Source organism: Acidovorax facilis (assembly GCF_023913775.1).
GTDB classification, from domain to species: Bacteria; Pseudomonadota; Gammaproteobacteria; order Burkholderiales; family Burkholderiaceae_C; genus Acidovorax; species Acidovorax facilis.
The window spans coordinates 34,799-61,658 of sequence record NZ_JAMXAX010000019.1; the positions used below are offsets into that span (position 1 = coordinate 34,799).

General features: G+C 63.5%; 26 protein-coding genes. 7 read left to right on the forward strand and 19 right to left on the reverse strand.

All coding sequences use genetic code 11. The features are described 5' to 3' along the window. Positions 1 to 20: 20 nt before the first annotated feature. Positions 21 to 662, reverse strand: a complete 642-nt coding sequence (locus NFX52_RS08685) for an LON peptidase substrate-binding domain-containing protein (RefSeq protein WP_055399423.1) — start codon at positions 660 to 662, stop codon at positions 21 to 23. Positions 663 to 741: 79 nt separating this feature from the next. Here NFX52_RS08685 and NFX52_RS08690 point away from each other — a divergent pair, with 79 nt between their 5' ends. Further along, complete coding sequence (locus NFX52_RS08690) at positions 742 to 1,290, forward strand: YggT family protein (protein WP_055399421.1); 549 nt, start codon at positions 742 to 744, stop codon at positions 1,288 to 1,290. Between the two features lie 275 nt (positions 1,291 to 1,565). Here NFX52_RS08690 and accD read toward each other — a convergent pair whose 3' ends face one another. From accD to asd, 7 genes are all read right to left on the reverse strand, one after another. Then, positions 1,566 to 2,438, reverse strand: coding sequence for an acetyl-CoA carboxylase, carboxyltransferase subunit beta (gene accD, locus NFX52_RS08695; protein WP_055399419.1), 873 nt, complete (start codon positions 2,436 to 2,438; stop codon positions 1,566 to 1,568). A gap of 122 nt (positions 2,439 to 2,560) precedes the next feature. Next, positions 2,561 to 3,370 (reverse strand): tryptophan synthase subunit alpha, encoded by an 810-nt coding sequence (gene trpA, locus NFX52_RS08700; protein WP_055399417.1) that lies wholly within the window; start codon positions 3,368 to 3,370, stop codon positions 2,561 to 2,563. After that, positions 3,371 to 4,654 carry a tryptophan synthase subunit beta gene (gene trpB / locus NFX52_RS08705; RefSeq protein WP_055399414.1) on the reverse strand — a complete coding sequence of 428 codons (1,284 nt, stop codon included), beginning with the start codon at positions 4,652 to 4,654 and terminating at the stop codon, positions 3,371 to 3,373. Continuing rightward, the gene (locus NFX52_RS08710; protein ID WP_055399412.1) at positions 4,632 to 5,384 is read right to left on the reverse strand and encodes a phosphoribosylanthranilate isomerase; all 753 of its coding nucleotides are present in this window, start codon (positions 5,382 to 5,384) and stop codon (positions 4,632 to 4,634) included. Before NFX52_RS08710 ends, trpB begins: the two co-directional genes overlap by 23 nt. Further along, positions 5,381 to 6,199 carry a tRNA pseudouridine(38-40) synthase TruA gene (gene truA, locus NFX52_RS08715; protein ID WP_055399489.1) on the reverse strand — a complete coding sequence of 273 codons (819 nt, stop codon included), beginning with the start codon at positions 6,197 to 6,199 and terminating at the stop codon, positions 5,381 to 5,383. Before truA ends, NFX52_RS08710 begins: the two co-directional genes overlap by 4 nt. A 52-nt stretch (positions 6,200 to 6,251) precedes the next feature. Next, complete coding sequence (locus NFX52_RS08720; protein WP_207401944.1) at positions 6,252 to 8,903, reverse strand: motility hub landmark protein FimV; 2,652 nt, start codon at positions 8,901 to 8,903, stop codon at positions 6,252 to 6,254. Between the two features lie 290 nt (positions 8,904 to 9,193). Further along, on the reverse strand, positions 9,194 to 10,324 hold the full coding sequence (gene asd, locus NFX52_RS08725; protein ID WP_055399408.1) for an aspartate-semialdehyde dehydrogenase: 1,131 nt from the start codon (positions 10,322 to 10,324) through the stop codon (positions 9,194 to 9,196). Between the two features lie 382 nt (positions 10,325 to 10,706). Between asd and NFX52_RS08730 the strand changes: the two genes are divergently transcribed. Beyond that, a complete protein-coding gene (locus tag NFX52_RS08730) occupies positions 10,707 to 11,381 on the forward strand; it encodes a dihydrodipicolinate reductase C-terminal domain-containing protein (RefSeq protein ID WP_055399406.1) in 675 nt (224 codons plus the stop codon). An 82-nt stretch (positions 11,382 to 11,463) separates the two neighbouring features. Here the strand turns inward: NFX52_RS08730 and leuB are convergent, their stop codons facing one another. From leuB to grpE, 9 genes are all read right to left on the reverse strand, one after another. Beyond that, complete coding sequence (gene leuB / locus NFX52_RS08735; RefSeq protein WP_055399404.1) at positions 11,464 to 12,537, reverse strand: 3-isopropylmalate dehydrogenase; 1,074 nt, start codon at positions 12,535 to 12,537, stop codon at positions 11,464 to 11,466. A gap of 89 nt (positions 12,538 to 12,626) precedes the next feature. Beyond that, on the reverse strand, positions 12,627 to 13,277 hold the full coding sequence (leuD, locus tag NFX52_RS08740) for a 3-isopropylmalate dehydratase small subunit (protein ID WP_207401945.1): 651 nt from the start codon (positions 13,275 to 13,277) through the stop codon (positions 12,627 to 12,629). Positions 13,278 to 13,287: 10 nt separating this feature from the next. Beyond that, the gene (locus tag NFX52_RS08745) at positions 13,288 to 13,419 is read right to left on the reverse strand and encodes an entericidin A/B family lipoprotein (RefSeq protein WP_055399399.1); all 132 of its coding nucleotides are present in this window, start codon (positions 13,417 to 13,419) and stop codon (positions 13,288 to 13,290) included. An 11-nt stretch (positions 13,420 to 13,430) separates the two neighbouring features. Further along, positions 13,431 to 14,852, reverse strand: coding sequence for a 3-isopropylmalate dehydratase large subunit (gene leuC / locus NFX52_RS08750; protein WP_252635607.1), 1,422 nt, complete (start codon positions 14,850 to 14,852; stop codon positions 13,431 to 13,433). 22 nt (positions 14,853 to 14,874) lie between these two features. Then, a complete protein-coding gene (locus tag NFX52_RS08755; protein ID WP_055399395.1) occupies positions 14,875 to 15,831 on the reverse strand; it encodes a LysR family transcriptional regulator in 957 nt (318 codons plus the stop codon). 136 nt (positions 15,832 to 15,967) lie between these two features. After that, positions 15,968 to 17,332, reverse strand: coding sequence for an MBL fold metallo-hydrolase (locus NFX52_RS08760; protein ID WP_176886610.1), 1,365 nt, complete (start codon positions 17,330 to 17,332; stop codon positions 15,968 to 15,970). A gap of 153 nt (positions 17,333 to 17,485) precedes the next feature. Further along, complete coding sequence (gene dnaJ / locus NFX52_RS08765; protein WP_055399485.1) at positions 17,486 to 18,631, reverse strand: molecular chaperone DnaJ; 1,146 nt, start codon at positions 18,629 to 18,631, stop codon at positions 17,486 to 17,488. Positions 18,632 to 18,717: 86 nt separating this feature from the next. Then, positions 18,718 to 20,670 carry a molecular chaperone DnaK gene (gene dnaK / locus NFX52_RS08770; RefSeq protein WP_055399393.1) on the reverse strand — a complete coding sequence of 651 codons (1,953 nt, stop codon included), beginning with the start codon at positions 20,668 to 20,670 and terminating at the stop codon, positions 18,718 to 18,720. A gap of 93 nt (positions 20,671 to 20,763) precedes the next feature. Beyond that, on the reverse strand, positions 20,764 to 21,315 hold the full coding sequence (gene grpE, locus NFX52_RS08775; RefSeq protein WP_055399391.1) for a nucleotide exchange factor GrpE: 552 nt from the start codon (positions 21,313 to 21,315) through the stop codon (positions 20,764 to 20,766). Positions 21,316 to 21,619: 304 nt separating this feature from the next. Here grpE and rpsF point away from each other — a divergent pair, with 304 nt between their 5' ends. The 5 genes from rpsF (at position 21,620) to dnaB (ending at position 24,679) form a co-directional block, all read left to right on the forward strand. After that, on the forward strand, positions 21,620 to 22,027 hold the full coding sequence (gene rpsF / locus NFX52_RS08780; protein ID WP_055399389.1) for a 30S ribosomal protein S6: 408 nt from the start codon (positions 21,620 to 21,622) through the stop codon (positions 22,025 to 22,027). 14 nt (positions 22,028 to 22,041) lie between these two features. Then, complete coding sequence (priB, locus tag NFX52_RS08785; protein WP_055399387.1) at positions 22,042 to 22,332, forward strand: primosomal replication protein N; 291 nt, start codon at positions 22,042 to 22,044, stop codon at positions 22,330 to 22,332. A gap of 17 nt (positions 22,333 to 22,349) precedes the next feature. Continuing rightward, positions 22,350 to 22,631 carry a 30S ribosomal protein S18 gene (rpsR, locus tag NFX52_RS08790; RefSeq protein ID WP_005795932.1) on the forward strand — a complete coding sequence of 94 codons (282 nt, stop codon included), beginning with the start codon at positions 22,350 to 22,352 and terminating at the stop codon, positions 22,629 to 22,631. Between the two features lie 12 nt (positions 22,632 to 22,643). Further along, positions 22,644 to 23,096 (forward strand): 50S ribosomal protein L9, encoded by a 453-nt coding sequence (gene rplI, locus NFX52_RS08795; RefSeq protein WP_055399385.1) that lies wholly within the window; start codon positions 22,644 to 22,646, stop codon positions 23,094 to 23,096. Positions 23,097 to 23,263: 167 nt separating this feature from the next. Beyond that, positions 23,264 to 24,679, forward strand: a complete 1,416-nt coding sequence (gene dnaB, locus NFX52_RS08800; RefSeq protein WP_055399383.1) for a replicative DNA helicase — start codon at positions 23,264 to 23,266, stop codon at positions 24,677 to 24,679. Between the two features lie 91 nt (positions 24,680 to 24,770). Here dnaB and NFX52_RS08805 read toward each other — a convergent pair whose 3' ends face one another. Both NFX52_RS08805 and NFX52_RS08810 read right to left on the reverse strand, forming a co-directional pair. After that, a complete protein-coding gene (locus NFX52_RS08805) occupies positions 24,771 to 25,157 on the reverse strand; it encodes a hypothetical protein (protein ID WP_055399381.1) in 387 nt (128 codons plus the stop codon). Position 25,158: 1 nt separating this feature from the next. Then, positions 25,159 to 26,860, reverse strand: a 1,702-nt coding sequence (locus NFX52_RS08810; protein ID WP_252635608.1) for a PhoH family protein, incomplete at its 5' end; no start/stop codon positions are given.

Genomic DNA, 26,860 nt, shown 5'->3' on the forward strand with positions numbered 1-26,860 from the left:
GGCAGTAGCGATTCGGCGGCTCATTGTGTGGGGGCAATTCCGGTCCGCTCCAGCACATCGCCCACCAGTTCCAGCCGCACCAGCGGGTTGTCCAGCTCCATCAGGCGCTGCTTGAGTTCCAGGGGCACGGGCAAAAGCTCGCACCAGCGGTTGGCCACCCATCCGCAGTCGTCCAGCTGGGCTGCCGTGGGGACAATCGCAGTCGGAATTTCGGGGTCACGCTGCTTTAGGGTGTGCAGCACCTGGGCGAGGGCTGTCGATGCCTTTCTCAGGTCTTGCGGGATTGGCACCATCAGATCCGGGTCGATGTGCCCCACATCGGCGATCCACAGGCCATGGGGCAGGTGGCTGCGCTGGGTGATGCGAAAGCGCTGGCTGCCACGGCACAGCAGTGTGATCAGGCCAGGCTGCGGGGTGTCGATCTGCTCGATGACGGCCAGGGTGCCCACATCGTTGAACTGTTCTTCAGGCGCGCCCGCCTGGCGCACTTCGCGGCCTTGCGTGAGGGCGACCACGCCAAAGGGCGCGCCCGCCTGATGGCACTTGCGCACCATGTCCAGGTAGCGCACTTCGAACACGCGCAGGGCCAGCAGACCACCTGGGAACAGCACGGAGCCCAGAGGGAAAAGGGGCAAGGATGACAGGGTGAGGGGTTGTGTCATGAAAGGGGGGATACCTTGGCTCGCTATCATCCCATGGCGCAGCCTGCTTTCGCGGCGGCCCCTTATTTTTGTCTCATCCATGCTCTACCAGATCGCCTCTTTCCTGCTTGACGTTGTTGGTGGCCTGCTCACCGGGGCATGCCTGTTGCGGCTGTACATGCAGTGGCAGCGCGTGCCGTTTTCCAACCCCGTCGGCGGGCTGGTTTTTGCGCTGACGGACTGGCTCATCATGCCGCTGCGCCGCGTGATCCCCCCGGTGGGGCGCTGGGATGTGTCGAGCCTGGTGGCAGCCGTGTTGCTGCAGCTGGCGCAGTACTTTTTGCTGACCCTGCTGCTGGGCGCCGCCTCGGCATGGGCCTGGCTGCCGTGGTTGGCATTGTTTGGCCTCGCGCGGGTGGCGGTGTCGGGGCTGATTGGCTTGTTGATCGTCTATGCCGTGATGTCGTGGGTGCAGGCGCGGTCACCCCTGGCCGATGTGATTGCCCGGCTGTGTGAGCCCATCCTGCGGCCGTTTCGCCGCATCATCCCGCTGGTGGGCGGTATCGATCTGTCGCCGCTGGCCGTGCTGGTGTTGCTGCAGGTGGCGATGATCGTGCTGGGCCATTTGCAGGCCAGCGTAATGAAGTAGCCCCCCTGAGTCGCCTTTGGCGCCTTCCCCCCAGGGGGACGACGGCCTTGCTGCGGGGCGGCCCTTGCTTGCCGTCCCTGGTTGGGGCCGCGCCGGTTTCGGCGGCTGCGCATGATGCGCGGCAAATGGATATCTGATACCAAAAATATCAGTGAAATTGACCCCTAGCGCTTATCCATAAAGCGCTAGTAGCTATCAAAATAATAGTATTCTCGCGGCTTTGGCGGGCGCATCACCTCAGCACTAGGCTTTGCGCACGCACCCACCCGGTGGTGTTACATCACTGCGTCAGCAGGCAAACGCTGCAGCATGGCCAGGCTGCTGGCCACGGTGTTGCGCAGTTCACGGCGGTCGCAGATGAAGTCCACGGCGCCCTTGGTTTGCAGGAATTCGGCGCGCTGGAAGCCTTCGGGCAGGGTCACGCGCACGGTGGATTCGATCACACGCGGTCCGGCAAAGCCGATCAGGGCCTTGGGCTCGGCGATCACGATGTCGCCCACAAACGCAAAACCTGCGCTCACGCCGCCCATGGTCGGGTCGGTCAGCACGCTGATGTAGGGCAGGCCCTTCTTGGCCAGGCGGGTCAGCGCTGCGTTGGTCTTGGCCATCTGCATCAGGGACAGCAGGCCTTCCTGCATGCGTGCGCCGCCGGTGGCGGTAAAGCAGATGAAGGGCACCTTCTGCTCGATGGCGGTTTCCACGCCGCGCACAAAACGCTCGCCCACCACGGAGCCCATCGAGCCACCCATGAAGTCGAACTCAAAGCACGCTGCCACCACGTTGATGCTCTTGACCGCGCCACCGATGACGATGAGGGCATCGGTTTCACCCGTGTTTTCCAGGGCTTCCTTCAGGCGCTCGGGGTATTTGCGGCTGTCCTTGAACTTGAGGGCATCCACGGGCAGCACTTCCTGGCCGATTTCATAGCGGCCTTCGGCGTCCAGAAAAGCGTCCAGCCGCGCGCGGGCGCCAATGCGGTGGTGGTGGCTGCAATGGGGGCAAACGTTCTGGTTTTGCTCCAGATCGGCCTTGTAGAGCACCGTTTCGCAGCTCGGGCACTTGATCCACAGCCCTTCAGGCACCTGGCGGCGCTCGGTGGGGTCGGTTTGCTGGATCTTGGAGGGCAGAAGTTTTTCGAGCCAGGACATGGTGTTCTCCTCTTCAGTGGCTCGGCCTGCCGGGGCGCTGGGGCGCCGCAGGGGGCAGGCCGGGTGGAATCTGTGGCGCGCCGTGCCCCGATGAGGGCGGCGCGCCGGGCTGCATTATGCGTCTACGCGTCCATTGCCTTGCGGATGCCGCGCAGGAAGTCGATCGTGATTGGCACCACCTTGGCGTGCTCTTGGTCTTCAATCAGCTGGATGATGCGGCTGCCAATGACCACGGCGTCGGCCACCTTGCCAATCGCCTGGGCGGTGGCGGCGTCGCGAATGCCAAAGCCCACACCCACGGGGATCGTCACATGCTGGCGGATGCGAGGCAGCATTTGCTCCACGGCCGAGGTGTCCAGCGCGCCCGAGCCGGTCACGCCCTTGAGCGACACGTAGTACACGTAGCCGCTGGCCACGCGCGCCACCTGGGCCATGCGCTCATCGGTGCTGGTGGGGGCCAGCAGGAAGATCAGGTCCATGCCGTGCTCACGCAGGCTGGCGGCAAAGGTCTCGCACTCTTCGGGTGGGTAGTCCACGATGAGCACGCCGTCCACGCCAGCGGCCGCCGCATCGCGCACAAAGGCACCTGCACCGTGCTTTTGGTCGTAGCGCTCCACGGGGTTGGCATAGCCCATCAGCACCACGGGTGTGGTGCTGTTGCGCTTGCGGAACTCGCGCACATGGTCGAGCACCTGCACCATGCCAATGCCCAGGCTGAGGGCTTTTTCGCCCGCCTTTTGAATCACCGGGCCATCGGCCATGGGGTCGGAAAAGGGCACGCCCAGCTCAATCACGTCGGCACCGGCCTCCACCATGCCGTGCATGAGTGCAGGGGTGATGTCGGCGAACGGGAAACCAGCGGTCACATAGGGAATCAGTGCCTTGCGGCCCTGCGCTTGCAGGGCAGAGAAGGTGGATGCAATACGGCTCATTTACTTCACCACCTTGATGGATTGCTCGCCGCCCTTGACGGACTGTCCCTGGCAGCTGGGTCGGCAGTAAAAATCGGCGCCACTCAGGTCGGCAACGGTGCCAATGTCCTTGTCACCACGGCCCGAGAGGTTGACCAGGATCGATTGGTCAGGGCGCATGGTTTTGGCCAGTTTCATGGCGTAGGCCACGGCATGGCTGGATTCGAGCGCGGGGATGATGCCCTCGGTGCGGCACAGGTAGTGAAAGGCTTCCAGAGCCTCCTTGTCAGTGATGCCGACGTATTCGGCACGCCCGATTTCCTGCAACCAGGCGTGCTCCGGGCCCACGCCCGGATAGTCCAGACCTGCACTGATACTGTGAGTTTCGGTGATCTGGCCATTGTCATCCTGCAGGATGAAGGTGCGGTTGCCGTGCAGCACGCCCGCGCTGCCCTTTTGCAGCGATGCCGAGTGTTTGCCCGACTCCAGCCCTTCGCCTGCCGCTTCCACGCCCATGAGGCGCGTTTTCTCGAACGGGATGTAGGGGTGGAAGATGCCCATGGCGTTGCTGCCGCCACCCACGCAGGCGATCACGGCATCGGGCTGGTCGCCCAGCACCTTTTGCTCTGCCAACATGGCGGGCATCTGGTCGATGCACTCCTTGCCGATCACGCTCTGGAAGTCACGCACCATCATGGGGTAGGGGTGTGGGCCTGCCACCGTGCCGATGATGTAGAAGGTGTTGTCCACATTGGCCACCCAGTCGCGCATGGCCTCGTTGAGCGCATCTTTCAGCGTCTTGCTGCCCGATTCCACGGGCACCACCGTGGCGCCCAGCAGTTTCATGCGGTACACGTTGGGGCTTTGGCGCTTGACGTCCTCTGCACCCATGTACACCACGCATTCCAGGCCATAGCGCGCGCAGATGGTGGCCGTGGCCACGCCGTGCTGACCTGCGCCCGTTTCTGCAATCACGCGGGGCTTGCCCATGCGCTTGGCCAGCATGGCCTGGCCAATCACGTTGTTGATCTTGTGAGCGCCGGTGTGGTTCAGGTCCTCACGTTTGAGGTAGATCTGCGCGCCACCCATTTCGCGGCTGGTACGGGCTGCATGGTAGATGGGTGATGGGCGACCGACGAAGTGCTTGAGTTCGTAGTGAAACTCGGCCAGAAACTCGGGGTCGTTTTGGTAGCGCGCGTAGGCCTCGCGCAGTTCCTGGATGGCGTGGGTCAGGGTTTCGCTGACGAAGCTGCCGCCGTAGGGGCCGAAGTGGCCCGAGGGATCAGGTTGCTGATAGGAATTCATGGGGATTCTTTGCAAGTTGTGCATCGGCCGCCCGCACGGCGGCAACGAAGCGTTGGATCTTCACGGCGTCTTTGATGCCCTTGATGGGCTTTCCATCGGGGCCATCGGCTTCGACGCCGGAACTGACATCAACCGCCAGCGAGAGACCCCGCGGACGGACTTGCAAAATGCCATCGGTCACGTTTGCAGGCGTGAGTCCACCAGACAAAACGAGGTGAGAGCTGACGCTTGGTGGAAGGAGTGACCAATTGAATGCCTTGCCGCTGCCGCCAAAACCTTCGACATGGGCGTCGAGCAGGATGGCCTGGGCGTGAGAGTAATCGTGGGCGTATTTTACGAGGTCAAAGCTGGCCGCACCGTCGCCCAGGGGAATTCGGGCGGCTCGCAGGTAGGGGCGTGCGCCTTGGTGGGTGGCAGCCAGGCAATCCTGGGGAGATTCATCACCGTGAAACTGGATCGTAGCGCCTGCTATCAAAGCGCTGGTAGCTATCACATTGGTAGCGGGCTCGTTCACGAACAGCAAAACTGGTGTGACAAAGGGCGGCAGGCGTCTGGCCAGTTGTGCTGCGCGTTCGGGTGTTACCGCACGCGGGCTGGGGGCATACAGCACGAAACCCACTGCATCGGCGCCTGCCGCCACGGCGGCATCCACGTCCTGCTCGCGGGTCAGGCCGCAGATTTTGATGCGGGTGCGTGCATGCGGCAGCTTGGAGATGTCTTGTGCGTTCATGGCAACCAATCATACGCAGCCGTGCGCTGGGGCAAGCCCCAGGCGGCGTCATAGACCGGGCCTTGAAAAAACAGCCCATCCGGCGAAAACGTGGGCGCTGCCGCATCGCGGGATTTGGCGGCGAGCACCTGCGCCACCCATTCAGGAGGCTGGTTGCCCTGGCCCACGGCAATCAGGCAGCCCATGATGTTGCGGATCATGTGGTGCAAAAACGCGTTGGCTTCGAACTCAAAGCGCCAGTAGCAGGGGCTCCAGCCCAGCTCCGGGTGTGGTTCTCCCAGACCCCGGCGCGTAATGTCGATGCGCTGCAGGGTCTTGACGGGGGACTTGGCCTGGCACGCCGACGCACGAAACGAGGTGAAGTCGTGCTCGCCCTGCAGGTAGTCCGCAGCTTGCCGCATCGCTTGGTGGTCCAGCGGATGGAAAACCCAGCCCACGCGACCGGCGTCCACACTCGGCCGCACGGGGGACTGCAGCAGCACATAGGCATAGCGCCGCGCGATCGCGCTGGCGCGGGCATGGAAGCCGTCCGGCACGGGCTGCGCCCATTGCACGGCAATATCGGCAGGAAGAAAGGTGTTGGTACCCCGTACCCAGGAGGAGGGCGGGCGGTTCAGCGGCGTGTCAAAGTGCACCACCTGCATCAATCCATGCACACCTGCGTCGGTACGGCCTGCACACAAAGTGCTGACAGGGTGCGTGGCAAAGCGGCCCAGGGCCGCTTCGAGTTTGTCCTGAATCGTGTTGCCCGACAGCTGGCTTTGCCAGCCGCTGTATGCCTGTCCGTTGTAGCTGACACCCAGCGCCACCCGCATCATGGGGCGGCCTGGGGGTGGGGAAAGCGCGCCGTGAGAGAACCCGGCTGCATCAGCCCAGTTCGGCCAGCATACGCTGGGCGCGGGTCTTGAGGGCGCCGCTGGATTCGGCCACCACTTCTTCGATCAGCGTGCGAGCACCGTCGGTGTCGCCAATGGCGTTGAACTCTTCGGCCAATGCCAGCTTGGTAGCCAGCGGATCATCCTGCGCCGCAGCCGAGCCGTCATCGACGAACTCGGGTGCCGGAGCGGGTGCCTTGGCCGCAGGGGCTGCCATGGGCTTGGACGGTGCGTTCAGGTCCAGAGACAGTTCGCCCAGATCAAATTCCATGGGACCGGAATCCTTGGCGTCGCCTGCCAGCGGCATGGGGCCAGATGGCGCCATGCTCAGGTCGTCTGCGCTCGGGAAGTCGAGGTTGGCGACGGGTGGAGGGGCCATCATCGGGCCGGGGGCTGTATCTTGACCACCCCAGGCTGGTGCCGTTGCAGAGGGCAGCTCTGGCAAATCCAGTTCCGGGCGCAGTGTTTGTGGTTCATCGCTGGCATCGGCGTCCGTAGTGCGACGGGTGCCACCTGCGGCCGCAGCTGCAGCGGCAGCCGCTGCAAATCCGCCTGGGGGTGCTGGTGCCACCGAGGGAGCGTCGGTCAGTGCGTCATCTGGCAGGTCCAGATCGAGATCCAGGTCGAGATCGGGGGGGAGTGCCGCTGTGGCCGCCGCATTGCCAGCACCGCCCGTGAAGGTGCTCGGGAAGCCACCTGGGGGCAGCGATGGAGATTCGTCCTCGGCCATGCCGGGGCGGCCGCCAGGCTGGTACAAGCGGTTTTCGGGGTCCAGGTCGCGGCCGAGTTCGGCAATGCGGTTCCAGTCCGGGCCTTCGCCCTGCGTCAGCTTGAACACATCCCCTGCCACCGCTTCCAGTGCCTTGCGATCCTGGCGCTTGGCGTAAATTTCGCCGAGCTTCACATGGACCGACACGCGGGCCGGATTGTGGCGAATCGCTTCCTTCAGGATTTCCTCGGCCTGAAGGTCGCGGCCATAGGCCAAATAAACGTCTGCCTCCGCCACGGGATCCACATCGCCGCCAGCATCTAGCTGGCTCGGGGAGTAGGCCATGGACGAGCCGGTCGTCATTTCGCTGTTGGCGGTATCCACGCGCTGTCCGCCGCTGGCACCGAAGAATGAATCAGGCTGGATGCGGCTTTCCAGGAACGAGCTGTCTACGCCAGCGTTCTGGCGGCGACGCTGCACCACACGGTAAGCGCCATAACCCAGCAACAGGGCCAGCAGGCCACCACCGGCCAGGGGCAGGATCGGATCGTCCATGAGGCCGGACAGGAAACTCGGCTCTTCAACAGGGGCTGGTGCTGGCGCAGGCATCCGTACGGGGGCTGCGGGTGCGGATGCGACGGGAGCCGGTGCAGAGGCGGGTTCGGAGGCCGCCTCGGCAGGAACGGCAACATCCGCTGGGGCACTGGCTGGGGGCACGGGGGCCGACGCAGGTGTTTCAGGCGCGGCGGGTGCTGTAGGCGTGGCGGGGACTGCGGGGGCCTGCACGGCCACGCCAGCGGGGGCGCTGGCACCACCAGCGGGCGCGGCACTGCCAGCAGCGGCCGATGCTGCGCCCAGCTTGTTCAGGTCGGTAATGTTCTTGGACAGTTCGGCCATCCGGGTGGCGGCCTCGCTGGCTTGCTTGTCCTTGGCGAGTTGGTCCTCGGCGGCCTTCTGGCCCTTCACGGAGCCTTTGGACAGCGTCAGCTTGTCGGGTGCGGTCGTGGCAGGTTTCTTGTCCTCCACGCGGGTCTGCACCGTGCCTGACGCGGAGCGCTCTGCAGCGGCCACTGCCGTGGTCGGGGCGGCACCTGCCAGCTTGCGGCGGAATTCGTTGAAATCCTTGGCCTGGGCTGCCAGGATCTGGCGTGCCTCGGGGGCTGGGGTTGCCTGCGCCGCAACTTCATCGGGCATCTGCAGTACCGCGCCAGCTTTGAGGCGATTGACATTGCCTTGAATGAATGCGTCCGGGTTCGCACGCATCATGGCAACCAGCATCTGATCCAGAGACACGCTGGCGGGGCGGTAGGCATTCGCCAGGCGGCCAGCGGTGTCGCCGGCCTGCACCTTGACACCGTCTGCGGGGGTTGGACGAGGGCCAGCTGCTGCCGGGCGTGGTGCTGGCGGTGCAGCAGCGGCAGAGGATTCGGTGGCGCGCGGGGCGACCGGTGCGCGCACGGCGGGCGCCGATGGGGCAGCAGGTGCCGAGATCTGAGGGGACGCCGTCACATTCGGTGCTGCGCGGCGCAGTGCTGGCGGGTCAAACAGCATGGTATAGCTGCGCACAATGCGGCCCGAGCCCCAGTTGGCGTCCAGCACCAGATCAAGGAAGGGGTCGTTCACCGGGCGATCACTCGTCAGACGCAGCACGGCGGTGCCGTCTGGGCGACGCTGCAGCTGGATTTGCAGGTTGTTGATCGCGGGCGTGTATTCCATGCCCTGGGCGCGGAAAACTTCCGGGGTAGCCGTCGTAGCGCGCAGGGTGTCGGCTTCGGCGGGGGTGATCTGGGGCAGGTCAATTTCGGCGCGCAAAGGCTCGCCCAAGGCAGACTGCACGGTGATGCGGCCCAACGCCAGGGCCGAGGCGTCGCCAGCGTAAAAGCCAGCGGACGCTACGGCCGCAGCCGCCAGGACAGAAAATTTCCAACGATGCATGTTTGCCAACAACTGATTAGGTTTTTGTGCGGCTCGGTCGAGCGGTGCTTTTTTTCTCATGGTCTGGTCCCGCCCCGGCGCGTGAAAATATGTAAAAAGCACCATAGCATCAATGTTTTGCACTGACAAGCTGAGGTGGCTCCGAAGCTTTGAGCGAGGTTCAGACGCACCAGATTGGGGCATTCAAATGTTGCCAATTGCCAACGTGGCGTAACTGAGTGTGTCAAGGTGCCGGGCGTAAAAAAGCGCGCACGGCGAGGGCCGTGCGCGCTTTTTTGGGGATTGCCGGCTTAGGCGTCGAGCAAGATGCGCAACATGCGGCGCAGGGGCTCGGCGGCGCCCCAGAGCAGCTGATCGCCAATGGTGAAGGCGCCCACATATTCAGGGCCCATGGCCAGCTTGCGGATGCGGCCCACGGGGATGTTCATGGTGCCGGTCACCGCCACGGGGGTCAGGTCCTGGATGGTGGCTTCACGGGTGTTGGGCACCACCTTGACCCACTGGTTGTCGGCGGCGATCATGGCTTCGAGGTCGGCCACGGGCACATCCTTCTTGAGTTTGAACGTCAGCGCCTGGCTGTGGCAGCGCATAGCGCCCACGCGCACGCAGAAACCATCGACGGGAATGGCGGAGGCGTTGAAGCCCTCGCCCATACCCAGGATCTTGTTCGTCTCGGCCATGCCCTTCCACTCTTCCTTGGACATGCCGTTGCCCAGGTCCTTGTCGATCCAGGGGATCAGCGAGCCGCCCAGCGGTACGCCGAAGTTGGCGGTTTCAGCGGCTGACAGGCTGCGCTGCTTGGCGATGACCTTGCGGTCGATTTCCAGGATGGCGCTCTTGGGATCGTCGAGCAGTGCGCGCACTTCGGCGTTCAGCGTACCGTACTGCGTGAGCAGCTCGCGCATGTGCTGCGCGCCGCCGCCTGATGCTGCCTGGTAGGTCTGGGTGCTCATCCATTCCACCAGACCTGCCTTGTACAGAGCGCCCACGCCCATCAGCATGCAGCTCACGGTGCAGTTGCCGCCGATCCAGTTCTTGCCGCCGTTGGCCAGGGCGTTCTTGATGACGGGCATGTTGACCGGATCGAGAATGATCACGGCGTCCTTGTCCATGCGCAGGGTGGAGGCGGCATCGATCCAGTGGCCGTTCCAGCCGGCGGCGCGCAGCTTTGGGAACACTTCAGAGGTGTAGTCACCGCCCTGGGCGGTGATGATGATTTCGCAGCGCTTGAGAGCCTCAATGTTGAACGCATCCTGCAGTGCAGTCTCGTTCTTGGTTTGGGCAGGGGCCTTGCCGCCTGCGTTCGAGGTGGAGAAGAACATGGGTTCGATCAGATCGAAGTCCTTCTCTTGTTCCATACGGTCCATCAGGACCGAGCCGACCATGCCGCGCCAGCCGACCAACCCTACCAACTTGCTCATTTCAACGCCCTTTCTAAGTAAGAAACAGTGCCAGACCGGACTGCTCGCCTGGCTCGTCTGGCCAGGAAGGGCGCACGACGAACCAGGCTGAGTCAGCCCTTAATGGTCGTGGTTTTGGTGATGGTTGCGCGCGCAGCCACACCGGCCGTGGCGGCGGGTGCAATGTTCAGGGCGAACGTGTGGGCGGCAAACATAGGCGAAGATTGTAGCGGATGCGGGCTTTGGGCTCTGTGCCGTTGTTCCAACAGGCATTTCTGGGGAGCGATCGGCGGGATAGACGGTAGAAAAAAGCCAATGACTTGGGGGAGAGCCTGCGCCCATGGTCTGCACCGCACTACAGTCCTGCCTATCGCTTTGTCTGCGATTCATCGAGAGTGGAAAAATGCAAGTCATCGTTGTGGGGTCTGGCAAGCTGGCCAGGGAGCTGTTGGGGGCGCTGCCCTCTGGGGACGCAGGGCAGGTTGTGCCCTGGGCTGCCGAGGGGCTGCCTGCAGAAAAATCGGTGGTGGTGCATGCAGGCTCGGGCCGGGAGCTACAAGCGGTGAGCGCGTTCTGTGAATCCACGTGCTCTGCGCTGGTGGAGCTGTCCACGGGATCAGCGCTGGAACACCTGGCTGTAGGTTTTCCCGTGGTCCTGTGTCCCAACACCAACCTTCTCATGCTCAAGTTCATGGCCATGCTGGAGCGCAGTGGGCACTTGTTCCGTGGCTATCGCATCGGGCTGACCGAATCGCACCAGGCTCAGAAGTCGTCGGTGCCGGGCACGGCCGTGAGCATGGCGCAGGCGCTGGGTCTGGTGCCCAGTGATATCCGGTCTGTGCGCGATGCCGAGGTTCAGCAGCGCGTGCTGCAGATTCCCCCAGAACATCTTGGCCGCCATGCCTACCACCAGGTTCTGATAGAGGATGGGGCTTGCAGCGTGACGCTGGAAACCCGTGTTTATGGCGATGCGCCGTATGCGGAGGGCGTTGCGCACATCGTGGCAGCCGTGCGCGAGCGGCCGCTGGAGAACCGGCGCTACGCCATCATCGAATTCATCGACAACGGGTGGCTGTAGGCGGTACGGGCCGTACCCCGGCTCCACAATAAAAAAGCGCCGGGAGTGTCCGGCGCTTTTTTTGTGACCGCTGAGCGGGGGATCAGGCGGTCAGCGCCTTCACCACTGCATCGCCCATCTGCGCCGTACCCACCTTGGTGGTGCCTTCGCTGTAGATGTCGGGCGTGCGCAGGCCCTGGGCCAGCACCTTCTGCACGGCGGCTTCGATGCGCTGGGCGGCGGCTTCCTGGTTCAGGCTGAAGCGCAGCATCATCGCTGCCGAGAGGATGGTGGCCAGCGGGTTGGCTACGCCCTTGCCGGCGATGTCGGGGGCGCTGCCGTGGCTGGGCTCGTACAGGCCCTGGTTGCTGCTGTTCAGGCTGGCCGAGGGCAGCATGCCGATGGAGCCAGTCAGCATGGAGGCTTCGTCCGACAGGATGTCGCCAAACATGTTGCCGGTCACCACCACGTCAAACGCCTTGGGGGCCTTGACCAGTTGCATGGCCGCGTTGTCCACGTACATGTGCTGCAGTTCGACGTCGGGGTATTCCTTGTGCACGTCGGTGACCACGTCCTTCCAGAACTGGAAGGTTTCCAGCACGTTGGCTTTGTCCACGCTGGTGACCTTCTTGTTGCGCTTGCGGGCGGCCTGGAAGGCGACGTGGGCGATGCGCTCGATCTCTGGGCGGCTGTAGCGCATGGTGTCAAACGCTTCTTCGGCACCGGGGAAGTGGCCGTCGGTGGCCACGCGGCGGCCGCGGGGCTGGCCGAAGTAGATGTCGCCCGTCAGCTCGCGGATGATGAGGATGTCCAGGCCGGCAATCAGCTCGGGCTTGAGGCTCGATGCGCCCACCAGCTGCTCGTAGCAGATGGCGGGGCGGAAGTTGGCGAACAGGCCCAGGTTCTTGCGCAGGCCCAGGATGGCCTGCTCGGGGCGCAGGGGGCGGTCGAGCTTGTCGTACTTCCAGTCGCCCACGGCGCCGAACAGGATGGCGTCGGCTTCCTTGGCGAGCTTCAGGGTGGATTCGGGCAGCGGGTGGCCGTGGGCCTCGTAGGCGGCGCCGCCGACCAGGGCAGATTCCATCTCGAAATTCAGGTCCAGGGCTTCCAGAACCTTCACGGCTTCGGAGACGATTTCGGTACCGATGCCGTCACCCGGCAGAACTGCGATTTTCATTGAATTTGCTTTGATTTTGATAGCTGCTACCGCTTATGGATAAAGCGCTAGAGGCCAATTTAAATGATATTTTTGATGCCTGTGGTGTCTTACGACACCATGGTGTGCGCCAGCCAGGGCTTGGTCGCCAGGCGCTGCGCTTCAAACGCCTTGATCTTGTCGGACTGGCGCAGGGTCAGGCCGATATCGTCGAAGCCGTTGAGCAGGCAGTACTTGCGGAAGGCCTGCACGTCGAACGGAATCTCTTCGCCCTGAGGACGCACGATGACCTGGCGCTGCAGGTCGATGGTGAGTTGGTAGCCGGGGAAGGCGTGCACTTCATCGAACAGCTGGGCCACCGTGGCCTCGGGCAGCACGATAGGCAGCAGGCCGTTCTTGAAGCAGTTGTTGAAGAAGATGTCGGCAAAACTCGGCGCGATCACGGCGCGAAAGCCGTACTGGTCCAGCGCCCAGGGCGCGTGTTCGCGGCTGGAGCCGCAGCCGAAGTTCTTGCGCGCCAGCAGCACGGAGGCGCCTGCATAGCGTGGCTGGTTTAGCACGAAGTCGGGGTTGGGCTTGCGGCTGGCGGGGTCCTGGCCGGGCTCGCCGTGGTCCAGGTAGCGCCATTCGTCAAACAGGTTCACGCCAAAGCCGGTCTTCTTGATCGACTTGAGGAATTGCTTGGGAATGATCGCGTCGGTGTCGACGTTCTCGCGGTCCATCGGGGCCACCAGGCCCTTGAGTAAGGTGAATTTCTGCATGGGTGCCTTGTTATTTATTGGCGGCGCGTTCGAGTGCACCCCCCGCCCGTTGAACGTCCTGGCCCACGCCCTTGACGGTGTTGCACCCGCCCAGCAGCAAGGCGGCAGACAGTGCGATGAGGATGGCGGCGATTTTCTTCATGGCGGGCTCCTTCAGGCGAATTGGCGAATGTCCACAAAATGACCGTGCACGGCGGCGGCTGCTGCCATGGCGGGGCTGACGAGATGGGTGCGGCCACCAGCGCCCTGGCGGCCTTCGAAGTTGCGGTTGCTGGTGGATGCGCAGCGCTCGCCCGGCTCCAGGCGGTCGGCGTTCATGGCCAGGCACATGCTGCAGCCGGGCTCGCGCCACTCAAAGCCTGCGGCCACAAAAATCTTGTCCAGGCCTTCGCGTTCGGCCTGCTCTTTGACGAGGCCCGAGCCGGGAACCACCATGGCCAGCTTCACGTTGCTAGCCACCTTGCGGCCCAGGTTCTTCACCACAGCAGCGGCTTCGCGCATGTCTTCGATGCGGCTGTTGGTGCAGCTGCCGATGAACACCTTGTCGATGGTGATGTCGTTGATCGCCTTGCCGGGCTGCAGGCCCATGTAGGTCAAGGCGCGCTCGATGGCACCGCGCTTGTTGGCATCCTTTTCCTTGTCGGGGTCCGGCACGCGGGCGTCCACGCCCAGCACCATCTCGGGCGAGGTGCCCCAGGTGACTTGCGGCACGATTTCGGAGGCGTCGAGCTTCACCACGGTGTCGAACTTGGCGTCGGCATCGGAGTGCAGCGTCTTCCAGCACGCCACGGCCTGGTCCCATTCGACGCCCGTGGGCGACAGGGGGCGGCCCTTGACGTATTCAATGGTCTTGTCGTCCACCGCCACCAGGCCAGCGCGCGCGCCGCCTTCGATGGCCATGTTGCACACGGTCATGCGGCCTTCCATGCTCATCGCGCGGAAGACGGAGCCTGCAAATTCGATGGTGTAGCCTGTGCCGCCGGCCGTGCCGATCTTGCCGATGATGGCCAGCACCACGTCCTTGGGCGTCACGCCCTTGGCCAGCGTGCCGTCCACCTGCACCAGCATGTTCTTGGCCTTCTTGGCCAGCAGGGTTTGCGTAGCCATCACGTGCTCGACCTCGGATGTGCCGATGCCGTGGGCCAATGCGCCGAATGCACCGTGCGTGCTGGTGTGGCTGTCGCCGCATACCACCGTCATGCCGGGCAGGGTGGCGCCGTTTTCGGGGCCGATCACGTGCACGATGCCCTGGCGCTTGTGCATGAAGGGGAAGAACGCAGCGGGCGAGATCTGCGCCATATTGTCGTTCAGCGTGGTGATCTGCTCTTTGCTGATCGGGTCGGTGATGCCGTCGTAGCCGTTTTCCCAGCCGGTGGTGGGCGTGTTGTGGTCGGCGGTGGCCACGATGGAGCTCATGCGCCAGACCTTGCGGCCCGCCTCGCGCAGGCCTTCAAACGCCTGGGGGCTGGTCACCTCGTGCACCAGATGGCGGTCGATATAGAGGATGGAGGTGCCGTCCTCTTCGGTGTGGACGACATGCTCGTCCCAGATCTTGTCGTACAGGGTGCGTCCCATGGCGTGGCTTTCTTTCTGCTTTTCAGGTGGGTGATTGGATTTTAGTGTCGGGGTCTGGCCGGGGTGACAGGTGTTCCACCAGCAAACGGGCCGTGACGGGCAGGGCGTCGAAGTCGCGGGCCACCACACGCAGCTCGCGGTGGGCCCAGGCATCGGTCAGCGGGATGGCTTGCAGGTTGCCCACGCCGCGCATCAGCGCAAACGCCCGGTCAGGCAGCAGGCCCACGCCCAGGCCGTTGTCGATCATGCGGCACATGGCGTCGAGCCCCGTGACCTGGATGCGCTGGCGCAGTGGGCGCCCGGCGGCGGCAGCGGCGGCGCGCATGGCCAGGCTGATGCTGCTGTTGGCGTGCAGGCCCACGATGTCCCAGTCCAGGACTTCTTCAAAATTGATAGCATCTAGCGCAGACAGGGCATGCGCCAGGGGCACAACGAGCACCAGATTGTCGGCGCGGTAAGGGCGGCTTTGCAATTCCAGGGCACCGTTGACACTGGCCATGCCGATGTTGCAGATGCCCAAGTCGGCGGCGCCCTCCTGCACGGCATGCAGCACGTCGCTGGAGAGGTGCTCCTGCAGGTCGATCTTGATCTGGCTGTGCTCGCGCGCGAAGGCGCCCAGGTCTTCGGGCAGGAACTGGAAGATGGCCGAGATGTTGGCATGCATGCGGACATGGCCGCGCACGCCGTCTGCGTATTCGCTCAACTCGCCCTGCATGCGTTCGAGGCCAAACAGCACGGTGCGCGCATGGTGCAGCAGGCTCTCGCCTGCGGGTGTGAGCGTGACGCCCCGGCTGTGGCGGTAGAGCAGGGCGGTGTCCACGGCAGTTTCCAGGTCCGACAGGCGCTTGCTGACGGCCGATGCCGCAATGAATTCGCGCTCAGCCGCGCGGCCAATGCTGCCGAGCTCGCACACCGCCACAAACAGTTGCAGCGAGGTCAGGTCGATACGGCGCGCAAAACTGCGCTCGGAGCTTTTCATGGGGCTTTGTCTTCTCGGAATGAGAAGGTTATTTATTTTCTCCGCATTATTGGTGCTTTGCCATCGCGATGCGCGATGGTTGGGATGCCCGTCCGCGCGTGAGCAGGCCCTTTGAAGCCCAGAACGCTACCGTGGCTCAGGCGGTGCAGGTGCTGCCGTGTTCTGGCACAGCGGCACGCCAGCGCAGCTCATGCTCAATGCGCTGGCGCAGCAGGTCCGAGGCGCTCATTTCGCCGTGCACCACATACACCTGGTCCGGCGCGTGGCCCATGCTGCGAAGCCAGGCGATGAGCTGGTTGCCATCGGCATGGGCTGACGCAGAGGACAGCCGTACCACCTCGGCGCGAACGGCCACGTCCTGTCCGTGGATGCGGATGGTCTTCTCACCCTCTGCCAGCCGCGCACCACGGGTGCCTGGGGCTTGGTGGCCGGTCAGGATGATCATGTTGCGGTGGTCGCCCGCGTGCAGTGCCAGGTGGTGCAACACGCGCCCCCCGGTGGCCATGCCGCTGGCCGACAGGATGACCATGGGTCCATGCAGCTTGGCCAGCCCCTTGGATTGCTCGGGTGTCTGGACCATGGTGGCCCCATGCTCCAGCGCTTGCACCTCGCGGCCGCTCAGGCGGTGTTCCTGCATGTGATGCTGGAACAGCCCCGTGGTGCTGACGGCCATGGGGCTGTCCAGAAACACCTTGAGCGATGCAGGCACCACGCCCTGCGCCTTGAGCAGGCCGATGGCGTGCAGCACCACCTGCGCGCGCCCCACGGCAAACACCGGCACCACGGCAATGCCGCCGCGCGCTGCCAGGCGCTGCAGGGCGGGGCCCAGTTCATCGAGCAAGCCTTCGGGCGGGTGCTCGCGGTCGCCGTAGGTGGACTCGATGAGCACCGTGTCAGCCTGGGGTGGTGCGTCGGGCGGGTTCATGAGCAGGTCATCGGGCCGGCCCAGGTCGCCCGAGAAAAGAATGCGTCGGCCTCCCACCTCCAGCAGCACGCTGGCTGCGCCGAGGATGTGGCCTGCGGGCGAAAACGTCACGCGCCAGCCGGGCAGGGGCTCAAACGCCTTGTGAAATGGGTGGATCTGGAACTGCTTGAGGCAATGCAGCGCGTCGAGCCGGGTGTACAGGGGCAGGGCGGGGCTGTGGCTGCTGAGCTGGTGGCGGTTGAGAAAGGCCGCGTCTTCTTCCTGCAGGTGCCCGCTGTCGGGCAGCAGGATGGTGCACAGGTCGCGCGTGCCCGGTGTGCAGTGGATGGCGTGGGTGTAGCCGTCGCGCGCCAGCAGCGGCAGGTAGCCGCTGTGGTCCAGGTGGGCATGGGTCAGCACCACGGCGTCGATCTGGTGCGGCGTGACGGGCAGGGGCTGCCAGTTGCGCAGGCGCAACTGCTTGTAGCCCTGGAACAGGCCGCAATCGACCAACAGGCTCTTGCCGTTGTAGCGCACCAGGTACTTGGAGCCGGTGACCGTGCCGGAGCCGCCCAGGAAGGTGATGTTGACGTTCATGTGCCCAAGCTCCCGGGTGATCATCGATGAGACCCATCCTACTGCGCTGTGCGTGCATCGCACGGGCCTTAGGGAGTTTCTTGCCCTGCATCAAGAAAAAACCGCCAGGGCCAAAAGGCCACAAGCGGTTTTCGGTGGGATGCCGGTGCGCGGTCAGCTGAAGAAGTTTTTCAGCCGGTCCGTCCAGCTCTCGCCGCTGGGCGAGTGGCGGGCGCCGCCCTTCTTGAGCGAATCTTCCAGTTCGCGCAGCAGCTTGCGCTGGTGCTCGGTCAGCTTGACGGGTGTCTCGACTGCGATGTGGCAGTACAGATCGCCCGGGTAGCTGGCACGCACGCCCTTGATGCCCTTGCCACGCAGGCGGAACTGCTTGCCGGCCTGGGTGCCTTCAGGAATGTCGATCGCTGCCTTGCCAGCCAGCGTGGGCACTTCGATCTCGCCGCCGAGTGCTGCCGTGATGAAGCTCACAGGCACCTGGCAGTGCAGGTCGTCGCCATCGCGCTCGAAGATGTCGTGTTTCTTCAGGCGGATCTCGATGTACAGGTCACCCGGCGGGCCGCCGTTGGTGCCCGGCTCGCCGTTGCCGGTGGAGCGGATGCGCATGCCGTCGTCGATGCCCGCAGGAATCTTCACTTCCAGCGTCTTTTGCTTCTTGAGCTTGCCCTGGCCGTGGCAGGTGGTGCACGGCTCGGGAATGATCTTGCCCGTGCCGCGGCAGTGGGGGCAGGTCTGCTGCACGCTGAAGAAGCCCTGGCGCATCTGCACCGTGCCTGCGCCCTGGCAGGTGCCACACGTCTTGGCACTGGTGCCGGGCTTGGCACCGCTGCCGTGACAGGTGTCGCAGCTCTCCCACGAGGGGATGCGGATCTGAGCATCCTTGCCGCGCGCGGCTTCTTCCAGCGTGATCTCCATGGCGTAGCTGAGGTCGCTGCCCCGGTACACCTGTCGGCCGCCGGCACCGCGCCCACGCCCGCCCTGCTGGCCAAACATGTCGCCGAAGATGTCGCCAAAGGCCTCGGCAAAACCACCAAAGCCCTCCGCCCCCGCGCCGCCGGGGCCGCGCATGTTGGGGTCCACCCCGGCGTGGCCGTACTGGTCGTAGGCCGCACGTTTTTGCGGGTCGGAGAGCATCTCGTAGGCCTCTTTGGCCTCCTTGAACTTTTCTTCGGCAGGCTTGGCTGCGTCACCCTGGTTGCGGTCAGGGTGGTGCTTCATCGCCAGCTTGCGATAGGCCTTCTTGATTTCTTCGTCCGAGGCGTTCTTGGGAACGCCCAGGATTTCATAAAAGTCTCTTTTGGACATGGTCATTCTGAGCCCGGTTGGAACAGGAACGCCGCGCAAGCCCCGTCAAGGGCCCCGCGCGGCGGCTGGGGTCAACGGGGGCGTGCTCAGCCCTTCTTGACTTCCTTCACCTCGGCATCGACGACGTTGTCGTCGTCTGAGGGCTTGGCGGACGCACCACCGGCCGATGCGCCTGCGGCCTCTGCACCACCGGCTGCCTGAGCAGCTTGCGCTGCCTGCGACTCGGCGTACATCTTTTCGCCCAGCTTCTGGCTGGCAGCCATCAGCGCCGTGGTCTTTTCGTCAATCGCGGCCTTGTCTTCGCCCTTCAAGGCTTCTTCCAGTGCCTTGACTGCAGCAGTGATCGCGTCCTTTTCGCCTGCGTCGAGCTTGTCGCCGTGTTCGGCCAGGCTCTTGTTCACGCTGTGCACGGCGGCTTCACCCTGGTTGCGGGCTTGCACCAGCTCCAGCTTCTTCTTGTCGTCGGCCGCGTTCAGCTCGGCATCCTTCACCATCTGCTGGATCTCTTCTTCCGACAGGCCCGAGTTGGCCTTGATGGTGATCTTGTTTTCCTTGCCCGTGCCCTTGTCCTTGGCGCCCACGTGCAAGATGCCGTTGGCGTCGATGTCAAACGACACTTCGATCTGAGGAACACCGCGGGACGCAGGTGGAATGCCTTCTAGGTTGAATTCGCCCAGCAGCTTGTTGCCGGTAGCGATTTCGCGCTCGCCCTGGTAGACCTTGATGGTCACGGCAGGCTGGTTGTCGTCGGCCGTCGAGAAGGTCTGTGCGAACTTCGTCGGGATGGTCGTGTTCTTCGTGATCATCTTGGTCATGACACCGCCCAGGGTTTCGATACCCAGCGACAGGGGCGTCACGTCCAGCAGCAGCACGTCCTTGCGGTCACCCGACAGCACCTGGCCCTGGATGGCGGCGCCCACGGCCACGGCTTCGTCAGGGTTCACGTCCTTGCGGGGGTCCTTGCCGAAGAATTCCTTGACCTTTTCCTGCACCTTGGGCATCCGGGTCATGCCGCCGACCAGGATCACGTCATGGATGTCAGACACCGACACGCCAGCGTCCTTGATGGCCATGCGGCAAGGAGCGATGGTGCGCTCGATCAGCTCTTCCACCAGTTGTTCCAGCTTGGCGCGGGTCAGCTTGATGTTCAGGTGCTTGGGGCCCGATGCGTCTGCCGTGATGTACGGCAGGTTGATGTCTGTCGAGGCCGAGTTCGACAGTTCGATCTTGGCTTTCTCGGCCGCTTCCTTCAGGCGCTGCAGGGCCAGCACGTCATTCTTGAGGTTGACGCCCGACTCCTTCTTGAACTCGTCAATGATGAAGTCGATGATGCGCTGGTCGAAGTCTTCGCCGCCCAGGAAGGTGTCGCCGTTGGTCGACAGCACTTCGAACTGCTTTTCGCCGTCCACGTCCGCGATTTCGATGATGGAAACGTCAAACGTGCCGCCACCCAGGTCATACACAGCGATCTTGCGGTCGCCCTTTTCCTGCTTGTCGAGGCCAAAGGCCAGGGCAGCAGCGGTGGGCTCGTTAATGATGCGCTTGACATCCAGGCCCGCAATGCGGCCAGCGTCCTTGGTGGCCTGGCGCTGTGCGTCGTTGAAGTACGCGGGCACGGTGATGACTGCTTCCGTCACGGGCTCGCCCAGGTAGTCTTCAGCCGTCTTCTTCATCTTGCGCAGGATGTCGGCAGACACCTGCTGCGCCGACAGCTTGTTGCCGCGCACTTCGATCCAGGCGTCGCCGTTGTCGGCGGCCACGATCTTGTAGGGCATCAGGTCGATGTCCTTTTGCACTTCTTTTTCGGTGAACTTGCGGCCGATCAGGCGCTTGACGGCGTACAGCGTGTTCTTGGGGTTGGTCACGGCCTGGCGCTTGGCCGAGGCACCGACGAGGATCTCGCCGTCTTCCTGGTAGGCCACGATGGAGGGCGTGGTGCGTGCACCTTCGCTGTTTTCGATCACGCGGGTCGTGTTGCCCTCCATGATGGAGACGCAGCTGTTGGTCGTACCCAGGTCAATGCCGATGATTCTTCCCATGATTTTTCTCCGAATGCTTGAATGGTTTGGATGGCTAGTAACTTGTGGATAACTTGGTGTGGTTCAAGTCTTCCGGGTCGATTTTTTTGAGGCTTACTTGGGAGCCGTCACCGTGACCAGGGCCGGACGCAGCACGCGCTCGGCGATCACATAGCCCTTTTGCAGCACAGCCACCACGGTGTTGGCTTCCTGCTCGGCAGGCACCACGCTGATGGCCTGGTGCTGGTGCGGATCGAACTTGGCGCCAGCGGCCGGGTTGATGGCAATCACCTTGTTGCGCTCCAGTGCCGACGTCAGCTGGCGCAGGGTGGCGTCGGCGCCTTCGCGCAGCTGCTGGGGCGTAGCTTCCTTGATGGCCAGGGCGGCATCCAGGCTGTCGGCCACGGGCAGCAGGCTCTCGGCAAAACTCTCGATACCGAATTTGCGGGCTTTGGAAACCTCGTCTTCGGCGCGGCGGCGGGCGTTTTCGGCCTCGGCCTTGGCGCGCAGGAACTGGTCGGCCAGATCAGCGCTTTTGGCCTTGAGCTCGGCCAACTCGCCCTGCAGGCGTGCCAGCTCGTCAGAGGCGTGGGCAGCCATGGCGGCTTCGACTTCTTCGGGGGCGGAGGCGCTCTGTGCGGGGGGGGTTTGGCTGGTGTCGGACATGTCTTGGTCTGGAAGTAAATGAACGGTACGCGCGGGATCTGGGGGCGTGCCACCACAAATCAAGGTCTGCACCAGGGGCATGGTCTCACGAGCCCCGTATGCATCGCGGTTTGTTGTATTGCATGTCGGCCCAGCCACTGGTTTTACAAGGGGCTGGACGCATCTATGGCATCTTTTTGTACGCCTGCACAGGGGCGGCGAAGCGCTGAGTGTACAAGCGACGCAGGCCGGGCTATAATCGCAGGCTTTCCCTTGCCACACCACTTCAAGACGCAGTGGGTGGTCTTACCCAAAAGGAGTATGCATGCGTCATTACGAAATCATTTTGTTGATCCATCCGGATCAAAGCGAACAAGTTCCCGCCATGCTGGAGCGCTACAAGGGCATGATCACCGCTGGCGGTGGCAAGGTGCACCGCGTGGAAGACTGGGGCCGCCGTCAACTGGCGTACCTGATCAACAAGCTGGCCAAGGCCCATTACCTGTGCGTGAACATCGAAGCCGACCAGGCCGTGATGGCTGAACTGGAGCACGCCTTCAAGTTCAACGACGCCGTGCTGCGCCACCTGACGGTTCAGAAGAAGAAGGCCGACACGGGTCCATCTTCCATGATGAAGACCGTCGAGCGCGAAGAAGCCCGCAAGGCCAGCCAAGCTGAATATGCAGCTGCTGGCGGCGAGCGTGGCGAGCGCCCAGATCGCGCCGAGCGCTGATCTAGCCCGTTGGAGTGGAGAACCGCGTAGTCTTGACCGCCTGTATCGCAGAGGCTGAACCCCTGCGCTACACGCCCGCCGGACTGCCTGCCCTCACGCTGCGCCTCGAACACGAGTCCCAGCAAACCGAGGCAGGCCACCCCCGCGAAGTCAGGGCCGCCATGAAAGCCATTGCCTTTGGAGCGATGGCCGAGCGACTGGCACGGCAGAACATCGGAAGTCTCTGGACTTTCCATGGATTTCTGGCCAACCCGCGCAATGGCAAGACCGCAGTACTGCACATCCAGGATATTCAACAAAATTAATTTTCAAGGGGTCCGCAATGGCCACGTTCAAGAAGTTCAACAAAGACAAGCGCCCAAAGCGCAACACCCAGTCCCTGCTGTTCAAGCGCAAGCGCTTTTGCCGCTTCACGGTGACCGGTGTTGAAGAAATCGACTACAAGGATGTCGATACGCTGCGCGATTTCATCGCCGAAAACGGCAAGATCATCCCCGCACGCCTGACCGGCACGCGCGCCATCTTCCAGCGTCAGCTGAACACCGCCATCAAGCGCGCTCGCTTCCTGGCCCTGGTGCCTTACAGCGACCAGCACAAGATCTAAGGAGCACAACCCATGCAAATCATCCTGCTCGACAAGGTTGTGAACCTCGGCAACCTCGGTGAAATCGTCAAGGTCAAAGACGGCTACGCCCGCAACTTCCTGATCCCCGCTGGCCGCGCCCGTCGCGCCACGGAAGCCGCAAAGGCAGAGTTCGAAGCCAAGCGCGCTGAACTCGAAAAGGCCGCAGCTGCCAAGCTGGCAGAAGCCCAAGCCCAAGGCGAAAAGCTGGCTGGCACCACCGTCAAGCTGACGCAAAAGGCTGGCGTGGACGGTCGTCTGTTTGGTTCCGTGACCAACCACGACATCGCCGAAGAGCTGAGCAAGCAAGGCTACAAGGTTGCCAAGTCGCAAATCCGCCTGCCCAACGGCCCGATCAAGGTCGTGAGCGAAAGCACTGTCAGCGTGGCTCTGCACACCGATGTGGTGGTGGACGTGACCGTGTCGGTCTACGGCGAAACCGCCTGAGATTCACTTCGGTGTTTCACGCAAAGCCGCCTTCGGGCGGCTTTTGTTTTTGTGCGGCTCTGGTTTGTACATGGTTACCCACTGGTTGCCCCAACTTTATCCACAGACTTGTGCCATGACGGCGCGCCGCACGGGCGCTAGCATGCCGGGTTAGCTCCGAGGATTCCATGTCTGCTGTTTTTCCGCCCCTTGACGATGGCTTCACGCCGGTGCCCGACCGCGAAATCGCCCAGTTGCGCGTGCCGCCGCACTCCATTGAGGCGGAGTCCAGTGTGCTGGGGGGCCTGCTGCTGGACAACAACGCTTGGGACCGCGTGGGCGACCTGCTGGTAGAAAGCCATTTCTACCGCCACGAACACCAGATGATCTACTCGGCCATCGGCGCACTGATCAACGCCAGCAAGCCGGCCGACGTGATCACCGTGTTCGAGCACCTGCAGAACCAGGGCAAGGTGCAAGAGATGGGTGGGCTGGCTTATCTGAACAATCTGGCGCAATACGTGCCCAGCGCCAGCAACATCCGCCGCTATGCGGAAATCGTGCGCGAGCGTGCCATCCTGCGCAAGCTGGTCACGGCCAGCGACGAAATTTCCACCAATGCGTTCAACCCGCAAGGCAAGACGGTCGAACGGATTCTGGACGAGGCCGAGTCCAAGATTTTTGCTATTGGCGAGGAAGGCTCGCGCACCAAGCAAGGTTTCCAGTCGCTGGATACGCTGGTGATCGACCTGCTCGATCGCGTGCAGGAGATGGCGGACAACCCTGTGGATGTGACGGGTGTGCCCACAGGCTTTGCGGACCTGGACCGCATGACCTCGGGTCTGCAGGCGGGCGACATGGTGGTGCTGGCAGCGCGCCCCTCCATGGGCAAGACCTCGTTCGCGGTGAACATTGCCGAGCACGTGGCGCTCAATGAGGGCCTGCCGGTCGCCATCTTCTCGATGGAAATGGGCGCCGCCCAGCTGGCGGTGCGTATCGTGGGTTCGATTGGCCGGGTGAACCAGGGCAATCTGCGCACCGGCAAGCTCACCGATGATGAGTGGCCGCGCCTGACCGAGGCGATTGAAAAACTGCGCACCGTCTCGCTGCACATTGATGAAACCCCGGGCCTCACACCCGGCGAATTGCGCGCCAACGCGCGGCGCCTGGCGCGCCAGTGCGGCAAGCTGGGCCTGATCGTGGTCGACTATTTGCAGCTGATGAGCGGCTCTGGTTCGGCGGCCAGTTCGGACAACCGGGCGACCGAGCTGGGTGAAATTTCCCGGGGCCTCAAGATGCTGGCCAAGGAGCTGCAGTGCCCGGTGATCGCGCTGTCGCAGCTCAACCGCTCGGTGGAACAACGTACCGACAAGCGCCCCATGATGTCCGACCTGCGCGAATCGGGCGCTATCGAGCAGGACGCGGACATCATCATGTTCATCTACCGCGACGACTACTACAACAAGGACTCCAAGGAGCCCAACGTGGCCGAGGTCATCATCGGCAAGCAGCGTAATGGCCCCACGGGTACCGTGAAGCTGTTCTTCCAGAAGAACCAGACGCGCTTCGAGAACCTGGCCATGGGTTCGGGCGACGATTTCTAGTAAAAATAGCCACTAGCGCTTATTGGGTAAGCGCAAGTAGCTATCAAATTAGGAGTTTTGTTCGGGGTAGATGGTCTTGGTCGGAGTTCCGTTACGGTCGCAGCACCCACACCAGCAAACCCGCACATCCCACGGCAAGAACACCCACAGCCCCAGTGAGCCGTTGCTGGCGTTGGCGCAGCACTTCTACCGCCTGCACCACCTGGGCATTCTGTTCGGCCAGTGACTGGATCAGCACGGCGGATTCCTGCTGCTCCTGCTCCAGCATTACCACCCGCTCGCGCAGATGTTCCAGCTGCAAGGCCACGGGAATGGCGGGTTCGCCCCCAGCGCCTTCGAGTGCTCCCGCAGCAGCTTCAGCGTTCCCTTTTCGGGTGGTGCCCAGCAGCTTCTTGGCCGCCTGGAGAATCTGGGGCGTCGCCTCGATGACGTCGCCCCAGGGCACCAGTTTCAGTGCTGCAACCCAGCCTGCAGCCAACTCAGAGCACCTCGCTGGCGAAATCTGCCAAGCGCGAGCGTTCGCCGCGCGCCAGCGTGATGTGCCCGCTGTGCGGCCAGCCCTTGAAGCGGTCCACGGCGTAGGTAAGCCCGGATGACCCTTCGGTCAGGTACGGCGTGTCGATCTGCGCGAGGTTGCCCATGCAGATGATCTTGGTGCCGGGACCGGCGCGGGTGATCAGCGTCTTCATTTGCTTGGGCGTCAGGTTCTGCGCCTCATCGATGATCACGTACTTGTTCAGGAAGGTGCGTCCGCGCATGAAGTTCATGCTCTTGATCTTGATGCGGCTGCGGATCAGCTCGTTGGTGGCAGCGCGGCCCCACTCGCCAGCATTGCCGCCGTCGCCCTTGGCCAAAAACTCCAGGTTGTCGTCCAGCGCGCCCATCCAGGGGCCCATCTTTTCTTCTTCGGTACCGGGCAGGAAGCCGATGTCCTCGCCCACGCTCACCGTGGCGCGGGTCATGATGATCTCGGTGTAGCGGCGATCGTCCAGCACCTGGGTCAGGCCTGCAGCCAGGGCGAGCAGGGTCTTGCCGGTGCCGGCCGTGCCGGTCAGGGTCACGAAGTCGATCTCGGGGTCCATGAGCAGGTTCATGGCGTAGTTCTGTTCGCGGTTGCGCGTGGTCACGCCCCACACGGCATTTTTGGCCGAACCGTAATCCTTCAGGGTCTGCAGTACCGCTGTTTTCTCGCGGATTTCGCTCACGCGCGCAAACAGGCTGGGCTCGCCGGGGGCTTCGAAGTACACGAACTGATTGATCATCAGCTGCGGCACGATGGGGCCGCCAATGCGGTAATAGGTGTGGGCGCCGCTTTGCCAGCTTTCCACGTTCTTGCCGCTCTTGGCCCAGAAGTCGGGGGGCAGGGCCAGCACGCCAGCGTAGAGCAGGTCGCCATCTTCCAGCGTCTTGTCGTTCTGGTAGTCCTCGGCAGTCAGGCCCAGCGCGCGGGCTTTGACGCGCATGTTGATGTCTTTGGAGACCAGCACCACTTCGCGCGGTGCGTGCAGCTTGCGCAGGGCTTCGACCACGCCCAGGATCTGGTTGTCGGCTTTGCCCGGGGGCAGGCTGGTGGGCAGGCTGTAGTCCAGTGGCACCGTCTGGAAGAACAGGTGGCCACCCGCAGCACGCTGGCCGGTGGAGTCAAGCTTGAGGCCCTTGGCCATGTCGGCGCCCTGGGCGGCAGCCAGGGCATCCAGCGTGCGGCTGGCCTGGCGGCCGTTGCGGGCCACTTCGGTCATGCCCTTCTTGTGGCCGTCCAGTTCTTCCAGCACGATCATCGGCAGGAAGATGTCGTGCTCTTCAAAGCGGAAGAGGCTGGTTGGGTCATGCAGGAGCACGTTGGTGTCCAGCACAAAGAGCTTGGTCGGACCTTGCGGTGCGGATTTGCGGGTGCGTGTGGTGGTCGCGGTGGCCGGGGTGGTGCTGGCGGTGACGGCGGCAGGTGTGTCGGTGCTGCGTGCCTTGCGCGTGCCGGTGCTTCGGGCCACGGGGGCGGCGGAGGGTTGGGGTGTGCGTGCTCGGGTCTCAATCTGGACCAATGGAGCTGTGTCAGGCGCTGCCAGCGACGAGGCCACGCTGTCTGCCTTGCGTCCGGCGCGGGTGGGGGCTGTAGCGGTGGCGGTGCGCTGGGGCGTAGCAACGGCTTCGTTCGCCGAGGTGGTAGCTACGCGGGGGCGGGCT

What these genes read in the sequence shown, in the direction of transcription:
- NFX52_RS08685 (WP_055399423.1), bottom strand. Translation starts at nt 662, where the DNA reads ATGACACAACCCCTCACCCTGTCATCCTTGCCCCTTTTCCCTCTGGGC.
- NFX52_RS08690 (WP_055399421.1), top strand. Translation starts at nt 742, where the DNA reads ATGCTCTACCAGATCGCCTCTTTCCTGCTTGACGTTGTTGGTGGCCTG.
- accD (WP_055399419.1), bottom strand. Translation starts at nt 2,438, where the DNA reads ATGTCCTGGCTCGAAAAACTTCTGCCCTCCAAGATCCAGCAAACCGAC.
- trpA (WP_055399417.1), bottom strand. Translation starts at nt 3,370, where the DNA reads ATGAGCCGTATTGCATCCACCTTCTCTGCCCTGCAAGCGCAGGGCCGC.
- trpB (WP_055399414.1), bottom strand. Translation starts at nt 4,654, where the DNA reads ATGAATTCCTATCAGCAACCTGATCCCTCGGGCCACTTCGGCCCCTAC.
- NFX52_RS08710 (WP_055399412.1), bottom strand. Translation starts at nt 5,384, where the DNA reads ATGAACGCACAAGACATCTCCAAGCTGCCGCATGCACGCACCCGCATC.
- truA (WP_055399489.1), bottom strand. Translation starts at nt 6,199, where the DNA reads ATGCGGGTGGCGCTGGGTGTCAGCTACAACGGACAGGCATACAGCGGC.
- NFX52_RS08720 (WP_207401944.1), bottom strand. Translation starts at nt 8,903, where the DNA reads ATGCATCGTTGGAAATTTTCTGTCCTGGCGGCTGCGGCCGTAGCGTCC.
- asd (WP_055399408.1), bottom strand. Translation starts at nt 10,324, where the DNA reads ATGAGCAAGTTGGTAGGGTTGGTCGGCTGGCGCGGCATGGTCGGCTCG.
- NFX52_RS08730 (WP_055399406.1), top strand. Translation starts at nt 10,707, where the DNA reads ATGCAAGTCATCGTTGTGGGGTCTGGCAAGCTGGCCAGGGAGCTGTTG.
- leuB (WP_055399404.1), bottom strand. Translation starts at nt 12,537, where the DNA reads ATGAAAATCGCAGTTCTGCCGGGTGACGGCATCGGTACCGAAATCGTC.
- leuD (WP_207401945.1), bottom strand. Translation starts at nt 13,277, where the DNA reads ATGCAGAAATTCACCTTACTCAAGGGCCTGGTGGCCCCGATGGACCGC.
- NFX52_RS08745 (WP_055399399.1), bottom strand. Translation starts at nt 13,419, where the DNA reads ATGAAGAAAATCGCCGCCATCCTCATCGCACTGTCTGCCGCCTTGCTG.
- leuC (WP_252635607.1), bottom strand. Translation starts at nt 14,852, where the DNA reads ATGGGACGCACCCTGTACGACAAGATCTGGGACGAGCATGTCGTCCAC.
- NFX52_RS08755 (WP_055399395.1), bottom strand. Translation starts at nt 15,831, where the DNA reads ATGAAAAGCTCCGAGCGCAGTTTTGCGCGCCGTATCGACCTGACCTCG.
- NFX52_RS08760 (WP_176886610.1), bottom strand. Translation starts at nt 17,332, where the DNA reads ATGAACGTCAACATCACCTTCCTGGGCGGCTCCGGCACGGTCACCGGC.
- dnaJ (WP_055399485.1), bottom strand. Translation starts at nt 18,631, where the DNA reads ATGTCCAAAAGAGACTTTTATGAAATCCTGGGCGTTCCCAAGAACGCC.
- dnaK (WP_055399393.1), bottom strand. Translation starts at nt 20,670, where the DNA reads ATGGGAAGAATCATCGGCATTGACCTGGGTACGACCAACAGCTGCGTC.
- grpE (WP_055399391.1), bottom strand. Translation starts at nt 21,315, where the DNA reads ATGTCCGACACCAGCCAAACCCCCCCCGCACAGAGCGCCTCCGCCCCC.
- rpsF (WP_055399389.1), top strand. Translation starts at nt 21,620, where the DNA reads ATGCGTCATTACGAAATCATTTTGTTGATCCATCCGGATCAAAGCGAA.
- rpsR (WP_005795932.1), top strand. Translation starts at nt 22,350, where the DNA reads ATGGCCACGTTCAAGAAGTTCAACAAAGACAAGCGCCCAAAGCGCAAC.
- rplI (WP_055399385.1), top strand. Translation starts at nt 22,644, where the DNA reads ATGCAAATCATCCTGCTCGACAAGGTTGTGAACCTCGGCAACCTCGGT.
- dnaB (WP_055399383.1), top strand. Translation starts at nt 23,264, where the DNA reads ATGTCTGCTGTTTTTCCGCCCCTTGACGATGGCTTCACGCCGGTGCCC.